An 11346-nucleotide genomic window follows, 5' to 3' on the forward strand; every position below is an offset into this window, starting at 1 on the left:
CGCCATCCCGCGAGCTACTTGACGACCTTGAGGGCCTCCTCGACCTTGGTGCGCGCTATGGCCAACTGCTTCTGGTACTCGGCCAGGTTGCCCTGCTTGAGGGCGGAGTCGGCAGCGGTGAAGGCTGCCTGGGCCTCGGCCAGCAGCTTCGCGGCGGTGGGATTGGTCGTGGGATTGGTGGTCGGGCTGGTCGGTTTCTCCTCGGTCTGTCCACCGGCGTCACCACCGAAGACCGCGTCGAGCGCCTCCTGCAGGGTGTCACCGATGCCCACGTGCTCACCGAACCGCACCACCACGAACTGCAGGGCGGGGTATCCCCCGTTGGCGCTCGACTGGCGCTGGGTGTAGATCGGCTGCACGTAGAGCAGGCCACCCCCCAAGGGGAGCGTGAGCAGGTTGCCGAAGATGGCCTGCGCGCTGCCCTGGTTCAGGAAGGGACGCAGCTTCTCGGCCACGACCGTGTTGGTGGTGATGGCGTTCATCGTCTGGGAGGGGCCGGGGATCTGTTGCGAGTCGTCCATCCGCAGGATCCGGATCTTGCCGTAGTCGGCGCTGGTCGCGTCGGCGTTGACGGCCATGTACGAGCGCAGGTTCTCGCGCTTGTCGGGGACGAAGACCGAGGTCTGGCTGAACACCGGTGAGGAGTCGCCCGGCCACTTGATGGTCAGGTAGTACGGGGGCTCCAGCTTGCCTCCGCTCTGCGTGGGGTCGGCCGGCACGCGCCACAGGTCGGAGTTCTGCATCAGCGTCAGCGGATTGGTGGTGTGGTACTTGCCCAGCACTTGGCGCTGCACCTTGAACAGGTCCTGCGGGTAGCGCAGGTGGCTGAGCAGCGCGCTGGGGATGGACGACTTGGGCTTCACCACCCCCGGGTAGACCTTCATCTCGGTCTGCAGGATCGGGTCGGTCTCGTCCCAGGCGTACAGCGTGACCGTGCCGTCGTAGGCGTCGACGACAGCCTTCACGGAGTTGCGCAGGTAGTTGACGTTCTTCTGGGCGACGCCGATCGACTGGGAATCAGTCGTGGCCGCCCGTAGGTCGACCCGCTGGGAGTTCGGGTAGGAGTCACTGGTGGTGTAGCCGTCGACGACCCAGACGACTCGTCCGTTGACCACGGTGGGGTACGGGTCCTGGTCGACGGTCAACCACGGCGCCACCTTCTGCACGCGCACCCGTGGCTCGCGGTCGAAGAGGATCTTCGAGTCGGCGTTGACCTGGTTCGACAACAGCAGGTTGGCGTCGACGTTCGTCGTGGCGAACATCAGCCGCACCAGCCAGTTGCGCAGCGACACCCCTCCGGCGCCGGAGTAGGTCACCTTCTGGTCCTTGCCGAGGTCACCGCTGGTGGGCAGGTCGAGCTCCACGGGAGCCGTGCCCGAGGGTGCGCCCACCACCACGTACTGGCTGGACTCCTCGCCGAAGTAGATGCGCGGCTGCTCGACCCCCAACTTGCCGCGGGAGGGCAGGTCACCCTCGAGCCAGACCGGCTCACCGTTCAACTCCCGCTGGTTGCCGTAGGCGGCGACCAGGCCGTAGCCATGGGTGTAGACGGTGTGCAGGTTGTTCCACGACTTGTCGGCCAACTTGTCCACGTCGACCTCACGGGCGGCGACCACCGCGTCGGTGGTCTGACCGTCGAGGGTGTAGCGGTCGACATCGAGTTCGGAGGGGAAGGAGTAGTAGCCGCGCACCTGCTGCTGTTGCTCGAACGCGGCCGAGATGACGGCCGGATCCATCAGTCGGATGGACGGAAGTGCCTCCGCGTCCTGCCTCAGTTGGCCGGCTGTGGCCGTGGTGACGGCGGGGTAGTCGGTGATCTCGGTGCCCGCGATGCCGTACGCGTCACGGGTGGCCTTGATGTTGGCCGCCACGTAGTCGTACTCCTTGGACTGGTAGCTCGGACGAACACTCAGTCGCTGAAGGGCCGCTGGATAGATCCCCTGCACCACGATCGAGGTGACCAGCATCACCACCAGGGTCGAGCCGACCAGGGGCCACCGCCGCAACTTGGCATTGACGACGAGCCCGGCGGCGCACAGGAAAGACACCACCGCCATCACCAGCTTGCCTGTGATGCGGGCATGGGCGTCGGCGTAGCCGACACCGGTGAACAGGTAGTTGGGGCTCACCTGGTAGGTGAATCGCTCGAGCAACTGCAGTCCCCCGTAGGCGACCAGCAGGGCAGCCATCAGCAGTGACAGGTGCGCCTGGGCGGGTGAGTCGAACGGCGACGAGGCCTGGCGCGTGCCCGGGCGGCCCCCGAGCCGGGGAGCCATCGCCCGCAGCGCCCCGTTGGCGAGGTGGGTCACGCCCGCCACCACCAGGCAGGCCACCAGCACCGCGATCACGAACCCGACGACGAACATCCACCACGGCAGGGCGAACACGAAGAAGGAGGCATCCAGCCCCGAGTAGGGATCGCGGGTGCCGAAGTCCGTCGCGTTGCGCCACGCCAGGTATCTGTCGGTCTGGTCGGCGGCGGCGAGCCCGGCGAGCAGTCCGAGCACGCCCGCGGGCAGCAGACTCGTCGTCCACCACCGCTGTTCGATGAGTTCGCGGTAGCGGGCCAGCACGGGCGAGGCGGCTGGGGTGCGCACCTTGGGACGCATGCGGTGGGCGACCATGACGGTCAGGGCAACCGAGACCCCCATCACCAGCGCAAAGACCAGGAAGAGGAGCAGCGAGGTCACCAGCCGGGTCACGTAGACCGACCTCACCCCCACCGACGAGTACCACATCGCCGACGTGGTGATCCGGCTCGCGACCAGCCAGCCGATCACCAACACACCCACGGCCAGCACCACCCACCCCAACCGGGAGCGGTGCTCCGTCTTGGCCGGGTGGCGGATGCTTGCGGTCGTCATCTCAGTGTCCCCAATAGTGCCGTGGCCAGACCGGGCACGAAGTCATCCCCGCCCAGCAGTTCGTCGGGATGGCTCAGCAGTCGTCCCAGACCGTGCTGCGTGCCGTCACGCAGGGCGCCGACCACGACGCGTGCGTCCTGGCGCTGCGGATGGTGGTGGACGAACTCCTCGGCGGCCGCCGGATCGCTGGGGATCTGGGAGTCGAGCGCCGGCGGGAGGAACGACCGTTCGAGGGCCAGGGCACACCCGGCGACGGTCGCCGGCCACTGGATGCGCGACAGGGTGGCGAACAGGCTGTCACCCAGGACGAAGTCCTCCTGCTCGATGCTCGACAGGGAGTCGGGTGATCCTGCCGTCAGGTGTGCGGCGAGGCTGGGTTCCTGCTGGATGAGCACATCGGTGCGCACGAGTGCGAACAGCCGTGCCGGCTGGTCCCAACCCGCGCGGCTGACATGTCGTTCGATCTCGGCCAGTGCCGCGATCAGGGTGTTGGTCTGCTCGCTCAACAGCGAGGCACCTCCTTGCCGGATGGATCCTGCTGCAACTGCGCCAGCGCCGAGATGGCGTCGCGCAGGGTGGCCACCTTGACCAGTCGGAGATCGGTCTCGAGACCGGCGAGGTCCTTGCAGTTGTCGGCCGGCACCAGGAAGATCGTCGCCTTGGCCCGTTCGGCCCCGGCGATCTTCTCCTGGATGCCCCCGATCGCCCCGACGTTGCCGTCCGGTCCGATCGAGCCGGTGCCGGCGACACTGCGACCCGCGAGCATGTCGGAGGGGTCGATCCGGTCGTAGATGGCCAGTGCGAACACCAGCCCGGCGCTGGGCCCCACGATGCGTGGATCGAGCGAGAACTGCACCGTGGCGCCGTACTTGTAGCCGGTGGCCGTGGTGATCCCGACGATCGGCACGGTGGCGTCCTTCGCCGAGGCCGCAGTGGTGATGGTGACCGTGAGCTGCTTGCCGGCGCGTTCGACGGTGAAGACCACCTGCTCCCCCACCTTGTGGCGACGGATGCGGCTGCGCACGTCCTCATTGGTCTGGACGGCCACCGAGTCGATCTTGAGGATCAGGTCACCCGGTTGGAGCTTCTGGTTGGAGGGCCCTGACACGCTCACCCCCTGGACCTGCGGCAACTCCAGCACCGGTTGGCCCGCGGCCCTCAGAGCCGCGACGACGGCATCGCGCTGCGAGGTGTCCATCATGGCCACCTCGTCGGCCTTCACCTGCTGGTCGGACTTGGTGGGCGGGTAGATGACCTCACGGGGAAGCACGTCATGGCGCGGCAGCCAGTGGTCGGCCAGGGCCTCTGCCAGTCCGAGGTGGCCGTCGACGGTGGTGACCGATACCGTCGTCATGAAGAGCCGACCGTTCTCGGGTTGGCTGGGTACTCCCCCCACCTGGATCAGCGGTTTGCCCGACTGGTCCTTGCCGGCGACGTCGAGGGTGCCGCCCGGGGCCCACGCCACGAAGGGGATCGGCGCGAGGAAGATGACCAGCCCCAGCCCGACGAAGGCGACGGCCGCCACCAGTGCCGTGATGCTGTTCGACGACCAGGGATCGTGCGCGGCACGACGGCGCCGTCCCAGGGCACGAACCACCCGATGAGGTGTCCCGCGCCCGACCGTCATGGCCTGAACCCTACCGTGCCCCCGAACCGGGCCAGCAGCGACGCAGGGGCCTTGGGTCGAGGGACGCGCTGCGGTTCAATGGAGCAGACACGGACCGCAAGGTCTGCAGCAGCCAGGAGGATCCCTTGACACCGCCGACCACCCCAGGTTCGCCCACCCCGGGCGGGGACGACCAGCCCAAGGACCCCTTCGAGGCCCTGTTCGAACAACTGGGTCTGACCGGTGCCGGTGGCCAGGTCGACTTCAACGAGTTGGCTGCCCGGCTGCAGCAGATGCTGGGTGGTGCCCAGGGGGGCGAGTTCCCAGGTGGCCTGCTGGCTGGTGGGCCGTTCCCCGGGTTCGGGGGCTTTCCCGGACTGGCCGGCATGCCCGGTTCCACCGGCGCGGGTGAGCAGCCAGAGGGTGGATCCCTGAACTGGACGCAGGTGCGCCAGCTCACCCGGCAACTATCCGCCCAAGCGGGTCCGGATCCCACCCCGACCCTGCACGACCAGTCCGCCGTCCAGTCCGCGGTCCGGCTCGCCGATCTGTGGCTGGACGAGGTGTGCGAGTTCCCCCAGGTGGCGAGCACCCCTCAGGCGTGGAGCCGGGCGGAGTGGATCGAGTCGACTGTCGCGTCGTGGAAACCGATCGTTGACCCGATCATCGGTTCGCTGGCCGACGCGATGATGGGTCTGCTCACCCAGCAGCAGGCCGAACTTCCCGCCGATGACCCGATGGCCGGCCTCACCCAGATGCTGGCGCCCATGATGAAGCACATGGCGGCCGGCATGTACCAGCTGCAGTTCGCCCAAGCTCTCGCCAGCCTTTCGGGAAAGGTCGTATCCGGCGCCGAGATCGGCTTCCAGCTGCTGGCTGAGCCGCGGGTGACCATCCTGCCGAAGAATGTCCAGGACCAGTTCGGGGAACTCGAACTGCCCCTGGACGACGTGCGTCTCTACCTGACCCTGCGCGAGTCGGCACGCCAGCGACTGTTCGCCCACGTCGGTTGGCTGGGCCCCCAGCTGTTGGCCTATGTGGAGCACTACGCCCGTGAGACGCGGATTGACCAAGCCGCTGTCGAGAGCGTGTTCGACTTCGACGAGATGGAGCAGATGACCCCGCAACGCATGCAGGAGCTCTCCCAGCAGCTGCAGGGCAAGCTTTTCGAACCCAGTCGGACCCCCGAGCAGGTCGAGGTGCTCGGTCGGCTGGAGACCCTGCTGGCGCTGACCGAGGGATGGGTCGACGAACTGGTCGCGAAGGCTGCCGGTCGCTACATGCCCAACCATGCGGCGCTCGCCGAGTCGTGGCGCAGGCGGCGGGGTGCGGGCGGTCCGGCCGAGGAGGTCTTCGCGTCGTTGGTGGGACTGGAGCTGCGTCCGCGTCGGATGCGTGACGCGGCGAACCTGTGGGCGGCCGTCACCGAACTGCGTGGGCAGCACGAACGGGATCGCCTCTGGAGCCATCCCGACCTCCTGCCGACAGCGGCAGCCCTTGACGACCCGATGGGCTTCGCCACCCCCGAGGCGGAGACCCCGGCGGAGGGCGACGAGATGGACCGCGCCTTGGCGCAGCTGCTCGCCGAGGAGTCGGACAAGCCCGAAGGCTGATCACGCCGAAGGCTGACCCGCGGGTCACGGCCCTGGTCGGGTCAGCCTCGCGACGGATGCGGCGCTTGACGCCTGATCCACGTGCCCACTACCTTTTTCGTGAAGCCCCCGGAGGGCCGATCGCGTGCAGGGGAAGGCAAGCGAGCCGGTTCCGGGGGTTTCTCTTCGCCCGGAAACGGGCCACGTCGAGCGCGTGTTCGCCGGCAAGTGCCACCGGCTTGGCTACAGTGATCCGGTAGCTGCCCGCTCGGGACTCTGTGAGAGGCACGAGTGGGTCAACCCATACACAAGGAGGAAAAGTGGCAGACGAGACCTACAACGGCGAGTTCTACTGCGTGAAGTGCAAGGCCAAGCGCACCGCCGAGGGCAATGTCGTCGTCAACGACAAGGGCACCCGCATGGCCAAGGCCAAGTGCCCCGAGTGCGGCACCAACCTGAACCGCATCCTCGGCAAGGCCTGAGAACTCCATTCACCGCGACGGACGACCCCCGGTGGGGGTCGTCCGTTCTGGTTTCCGGGGCAGGTCGCAGGTGGCGCGATGTTTCGGCGTCGTCCCGGTGGTGTCCCGGTGTTGTCCGGAACCCCACACCGGCTCCCCGGCGACTCATCGCCGGGTGGGATGAGGGGATGACCGCTGACCCCCCAGTCCTGCTGACCGGCGACCTCGTCCACGACGGCGGCTGGAGGCTGATCGATGACGTCGGGCGCATCTGGCACCTCGGGGACCTTGATGCGACCCTGGTCAGCACCTTGCGACGCTGCACGGGCACCGATGGTGCCGTGGCACTGGCAGCAACCCTCCCAGCCCACAGGCGTGACGAATGGCTGGACCTGTGCGGGGCACTGGCGTCCGCAGGCGCGCTCCACACCCAGCCCCGGCCGCGCACGGTCGCGGTCATCGGTTCGGGTCGACTCGCCCAGGAGTTCTGTCTGGCCACGTGCCGTCAAGCAGGGACGACCCTGGTGTTGGTGGACGTGTCCGCGCCGGACCGAGGGCTCTACCCCAGGAGCCGGGACTCCACGGGCGCCGGTGCCCTGCACCAGTGGCTGCGTTCGCGGGTCGACTCCCCACGCGCCCTCGTGGTGGGAGGCCACTGGGCCGACCTCACCGCCGAGGGCGTGGACGTGGCCGTGGTGGTCACCCCCACCGTGCTTCCCGACCGTGCCGTGACCGATCACCTCCAGCGCAGCGGGCTCACCCATCTGATCGTCACCCAGCACCGAGCCGCCGCCCACGTGGGACCGATGGTCGTTCCCGGACGAGGCCCCTGCCTGTGCTGCGACGACATCGTGAAGGCCGCCGGGGACCCACGGTGGCCGACGACGGTGGCCACCCTCTCCCGTACGCGAGCGTCCACTGACGAGGCGATGGTGGGCTGGGCCGCGCGGCAGGCATCCCTCCTGGTCGGCTCTGTCACCTCGGCTGGCGCTCCTCGGTCACCACAGGCTCTCCCACCGCCCGGGGATGGGGTCGACACCGCGACGGTGTGGTCTGCGTCGTCGACCGCCGGCCCGTGGTGCCGTCAATGGCTGGCCCATCCGGACTGCCCCTGCCAGACCGCCCTACCGGTGACCGGCTCGGTCAGCGTCGACTGATCCCTGCCGCCCTCAGGGCGTCGAGTTCGGCGAAGACACCTGGCATGGCGTCGATCAGGGCGGCCCTGGTGTCCCGGAAGTCGTCCAGGTCGCCGTACCAGGGGTCGTCCAGGGCTGAGCCGGGCACCGCGCCGGGGATGAAATCGCTGACCAATCTCACCGAGACGTCAGGCGAAGCCTTCGACAACGGCTCCAGCCGCCTGGCGTGTGAGGCCTCGGCGGCAACCACCAGTCGGGCCGCGGAGAAGATGTCCTGGCTGACGAGGCGGGCCGGACGGGTGCCCCCGACGTCGAAACCGTGCTCGACCAACGCCTCTCGGGCACGTCGATCCATGGGACGACCCTCCTCCTCGCGGCTGACCCCGGCGCTGGCGACGTCGACATCGATGCGCTGCTGCCGGGCCCAGTTCCGCGCGATCACCTCCCCCATGGGACTGCGACAGATGTTGCCCCAACACACGAACAGGAGTTCAGCCATGGCGACGATTCTCCCCCATGGGACCAGGCGCGCCGATCGCCCGCACAAGCAAAGAACCTGACCTCCCATGGGAAGGCCAGGTTCTCTGGTCGGGTCGATGCCCGCGGGATCAGTGCCCATCAGGCAGCCACCTCGCCGGGGAGGGGGTGCTTGCGAGGACGTCCACGGGGACGCTTGCGGGGTATGACGACCCCGTTGTCGAACAGTTCGCCACCCCAGACACCGTGCGGTTCACGCCGTTCGATGGCGCCCGTGAGGCATTCGGCCCGAAGCGGGCAGGGCCCACAGATGGCCTTGGCCTCCTCGACAGTGGTGGGTACGTCGGAGAAGAACAGTTCGGGGTCGACACGATGGCAGGGAAGGTCGAAGTCATCGGCTGCCAGGTCGGGTAGCAGGATGTCGAGGCTCATGAGGTGGTTTCTTCCGGGATGGAGTGGCGGAGTCCGGAAAACACGAAGGCCGTGAATCCCGGGGCGGGTTCACGGCCTGAGCCTTGACTGGAGAGAGACCTGTCAGCAGGTGTCTCCGCTCAAGCGGCGATCCGCCGGGGTGGGGTTGGCAGTGATCCAGGCGCCATAGAGGGCGCCGAAGGGCTTGCCGAAGCGAGACGCAGTGGTGGTGAGGGCAACGCGCGCAGCGGGACGCAGAACGACCACGTTCCGGGTCACCACGGTCTGGTTCGACTCGCCTGTGATGTTCGACATCTTGTTGCCCTCCTCTCAGTGCTCGCTCCACCGTGCGGTGCAGCTTGTTTGCCGTACGGACATGGGACCCCATGACCTGCCGAGAAGACTACCCTGCACGGTCCTCTGGCTGGCAACCCATTTATGGCAAGCAGTGACACATTTCCCGCAGAAGTTCCGGAGGGTGGGCCGTCGCCTCCGTCTGCCAGCGCGCCCCCGGATCTGCCACGTCCCGCTCCGCCAGGAACGCAGCCGGCTCAGCTGGTGGCAGCCGCGATGATCGACAGCACCTGCTCGCCGAACTTGTCGGCCTTGGCACGACCCACTCCCGGCACCTTCAGCAGGTCGTCCCCATCCGTGGGGCGCCGCTCAGCCAGAGCGATCAGGGTGGCATCGGTGAAGATGACGAAGGCCGGCATCGAGGTTTCGTCGGCCACCTGCTTGCGCCACGTTCTCAGCGCCTCGAACAACATCTCGTCGACATCATTGGCGCAATCGACGTGACGCCCCAGTTTGCGGTCCGAGCCCGTCCGCAGCCCTTCGCCGCAGACCCTGCACACCTCGCTCTGGGCCGTCCCGCGCTGCTTGCGTCCGGCTTCCCGCACCCGTTCGGGCGCACTCACCCGGGGCGCCAGCGAGCCGAGGAACCTCGACGGGTTGCGGCTGCCGCGTCCCTGCGTCGAACTGCGCGACCAGCTGACCCGCAGGTGGAAGCGGGCCCGGGTCACGGCCACGTAGAGCAGGCGCTGCTCCTCGGCCAGCTGCTCGTCCGTCGTCGCCAGGACGAAAGGCAGGCTCCCCTCGTGCACGCCCGTGACCGCGACGGCGTCCCACTCGAGACCCTTGGCCGAGTGGATGGTGGCCAAGGTGACGCCCTTGGCGGTGGGCGCATGCTGCAGGTCGGCCCGCTTCTGGAGTTCCTCGGCCAGCACGCCCAAGGTCACGCCGTCGTACTCGTCGTCGAAGTCACGGGCGAGGTCGAGCAGCGCAGTCAACGACTCCCACCGTTCGCGTGCGGAGCCAGCACCCTCCGGTGCCGTCTCGCGCCAACCGAAGCCGGCCAGGATGCCACTGAGGGCACTCAGCCCGGGCTGGTCAGGCCCCTGTGCTGCCTGCGCCATCACCTGACCGAGCGCCTGACGGATCTCGGCACGTTCGTAGAAGCGTTCAGTCCCCCGCACCACGTAGGGGATCCGGGCATCGTCCAGCGCCGCCTCGATCGCCGGGGACTGCGCGCGGATCCTGAACAGGACGGCCATCTCGTCCCACGGCACTCCGTCGCTGTGGCGCGAGCGGAGCCACCGAGCCACGTCGTGGGCCTCGTCGGCCTCCGTCGCCGAACCGACCACCTCGGGTGGCGGTCCGTCGGGTTGCTGGGCCACCAGGGTCGGGACACCGCTGACCAGCGGGTCGCCCGTGCGGAGCACGGCCCCATCCAGCCCCGTGCGGAGCACGGAACCGTCCAGCCCCGTGCGGGGGACGGCCTTGTCCAAGCCCGTGCGGAGCACGGCGTTGGCCAACCCGACCACCTGCGGTGTCGAGCGGTAGTCACGGACCAGCCTGACCACGGCAGCATCGGGATGGGTGCGCGTGAAATCGGTCAGATAGGCAGGCCGGGCCCCTGCGAAGGCGTGGATGGATTGATGCGGGTCGCCCACCACACACAGGTCGTCCGAATCGCCCAGCCACGCGGCCAGCACGTTGCGCTGCAGCGGGGAGACGTCCTGGAACTCGTCGACCAGCACGTGGCGGTAACGGCCCCTCACCTCGTCTGCGATCTCGGGGTGTTCGCCGAGCAGTGCGACGGTCAGCAGCAGGATGTCGTCGAAGTCGATCAGGTCACGCTCCGATTTCACCTGCTCATAGCTGGTCAGGACTCGGGCCACCGTGGTCTCGTCGAGCCCGGAGACGGATCGGTGGGCTGCGCGGGCCAGCCGCGGATACTCCCCCGGGGCGACGTTGGTGACCTTCGCCCAGCTGATCTCGCCGGTCAGGTCGCGCAGCAGGCCGGTGTCGGTGCGCAGCCGGTGGCGACCCGCAGCCTCGGCCACCAGCGAGAACGTGTTGGCCGTCACAGGTGGCAACTCGCGCCGGTGGGCACGTGGCCAGAAGTGCTGCAGTTGACGCAGGGCAGCCGAGTGGAAGGTGCGGGCCTGCACCCCGCTGACACCCAGCTGGTCGAGCCGGGAGCGCATCTCGCCCGCGGCCCGCGTGGTGAACGTGACCGCCAGGGTGCGCCGAGGGTCCTTGGCGCCGATGAGCGAGGCGTGGGCGATGCGGTGGGTGATGGCCCTGGTCTTGCCCGTCCCGGCACCAGCGATCACCACCATCGGGCGGTCGAGCACCTCAGCCACCTGTCGCTGCTCCGGATCGAGTGCGTCGAGCACGGTGGCGATGGTCGGGTTCACCCGAGCGACTGTAGCCACGGCCAACGACAAGTTCGACCCGGTTGGATCACCCCCTGGTCGTCCTCCCCCGATCGGGCCCTCGATCGCACTCCCGTCC

Annotated in this window: 10 protein-coding genes; 3 read left to right on the forward strand and 7 right to left on the reverse strand. The window is 68.4% G+C overall.

Going from position 1 to position 11346, the window contains the following annotated elements:
* Positions 1-14: 14 nt before the first annotated feature.
* From H507_RS0109185 to H507_RS0109195, 3 genes are read right to left on the reverse strand one after another with little or no spacing between them, the layout of a single operon-like run.
* Positions 15-2864 carry a UPF0182 family membrane protein gene (locus H507_RS0109185; RefSeq protein ID WP_022910423.1) on the reverse strand — a complete coding sequence of 950 codons (2850 nt, stop codon included), beginning with the start codon at positions 2862-2864 and terminating at the stop codon, positions 15-17.
* Positions 2861-3370: a PPA1309 family protein gene (locus H507_RS0109190; protein ID WP_022910424.1), complete on the reverse strand. Its 510-nt coding sequence runs from the start codon at positions 3368-3370 to the stop codon at positions 2861-2863. The genes H507_RS0109185 and H507_RS0109190 overlap by 4 nt, the downstream gene beginning before the upstream one ends.
* Positions 3367-4491 (reverse strand): YlbL family protein, encoded by a 1125-nt coding sequence (locus H507_RS0109195; RefSeq protein WP_084707730.1) that lies wholly within the window; start codon positions 4489-4491, stop codon positions 3367-3369. The genes H507_RS0109190 and H507_RS0109195 overlap by 4 nt, the downstream gene beginning before the upstream one ends.
* Before the next feature lie 125 nt (positions 4492-4616).
* Between H507_RS0109195 and H507_RS15860 the strand changes: the two genes are divergently transcribed.
* The 3 genes from H507_RS15860 (at position 4617) to H507_RS0109210 (ending at position 7680) form a co-directional block, all read left to right on the forward strand.
* Positions 4617-6083: a zinc-dependent metalloprotease gene (locus H507_RS15860; RefSeq protein ID WP_022910426.1), complete on the forward strand. Its 1467-nt coding sequence runs from the start codon at positions 4617-4619 to the stop codon at positions 6081-6083.
* Positions 6084-6382: 299 nt separating this feature from the next.
* On the forward strand, positions 6383-6544 hold the full coding sequence (locus H507_RS17970; RefSeq protein WP_022910427.1) for a DUF5679 domain-containing protein: 162 nt from the start codon (positions 6383-6385) through the stop codon (positions 6542-6544).
* Positions 6545-6711: 167 nt separating this feature from the next.
* Positions 6712-7680 (forward strand): hypothetical protein, encoded by a 969-nt coding sequence (locus H507_RS0109210; RefSeq protein ID WP_022910428.1) that lies wholly within the window; start codon positions 6712-6714, stop codon positions 7678-7680.
* On the opposite strand, the gene H507_RS0109215 is transcribed toward H507_RS0109210, so the two are convergent.
* The 4 genes from H507_RS0109215 to H507_RS0109230 all read right to left on the reverse strand — a co-directional run bounded on the left by H507_RS0109215 (position 7667) and on the right by H507_RS0109230 (position 11249).
* Positions 7667-8158 carry an arsenate reductase/protein-tyrosine-phosphatase family protein gene (locus H507_RS0109215; protein ID WP_022910429.1) on the reverse strand — a complete coding sequence of 164 codons (492 nt, stop codon included), beginning with the start codon at positions 8156-8158 and terminating at the stop codon, positions 7667-7669. The genes H507_RS0109210 and H507_RS0109215 overlap by 14 nt on opposite strands.
* A gap of 119 nt (positions 8159-8277) precedes the next feature.
* Complete coding sequence (locus tag H507_RS0109220; protein ID WP_022910430.1) at positions 8278-8568, reverse strand: WhiB family transcriptional regulator; 291 nt, start codon at positions 8566-8568, stop codon at positions 8278-8280.
* A 102-nt stretch (positions 8569-8670) separates the two neighbouring features.
* The gene (locus H507_RS0109225; protein WP_022910431.1) at positions 8671-8862 is read right to left on the reverse strand and encodes a hypothetical protein; all 192 of its coding nucleotides are present in this window, start codon (positions 8860-8862) and stop codon (positions 8671-8673) included.
* A 236-nt stretch (positions 8863-9098) separates the two neighbouring features.
* Complete coding sequence (locus H507_RS0109230; RefSeq protein ID WP_040438055.1) at positions 9099-11249, reverse strand: ATP-dependent DNA helicase UvrD2; 2151 nt, start codon at positions 11247-11249, stop codon at positions 9099-9101.
* Positions 11250-11346: the final 97 nt, after the last annotated feature.

It is taken from the genome of Aestuariimicrobium kwangyangense DSM 21549 (assembly GCF_000421525.1).
GTDB classification, from domain to species: Bacteria; Actinomycetota; Actinomycetes; order Propionibacteriales; family Propionibacteriaceae; genus Aestuariimicrobium; species Aestuariimicrobium kwangyangense.

Bases quoted from the DNA above. Each gene is read 5' to 3' on its own strand.
- H507_RS0109185 (WP_022910423.1), bottom strand. From the start codon at position 2,864: ATGACGACCGCAAGCATCCGCCACCCGGCCAAGACGGAGCACCGCTCC.
- H507_RS0109195 (WP_084707730.1), bottom strand. From the start codon at position 4,491: ATGACGGTCGGGCGCGGGACACCTCATCGGGTGGTTCGTGCCCTGGGA.
- H507_RS0109210 (WP_022910428.1), top strand. From the start codon at position 6,712: ATGACCGCTGACCCCCCAGTCCTGCTGACCGGCGACCTCGTCCACGAC.
- H507_RS0109215 (WP_022910429.1), bottom strand. From the start codon at position 8,158: ATGGCTGAACTCCTGTTCGTGTGTTGGGGCAACATCTGTCGCAGTCCC.
- H507_RS0109220 (WP_022910430.1), bottom strand. From the start codon at position 8,568: ATGAGCCTCGACATCCTGCTACCCGACCTGGCAGCCGATGACTTCGAC.
- H507_RS0109225 (WP_022910431.1), bottom strand. From the start codon at position 8,862: ATGTCGAACATCACAGGCGAGTCGAACCAGACCGTGGTGACCCGGAAC.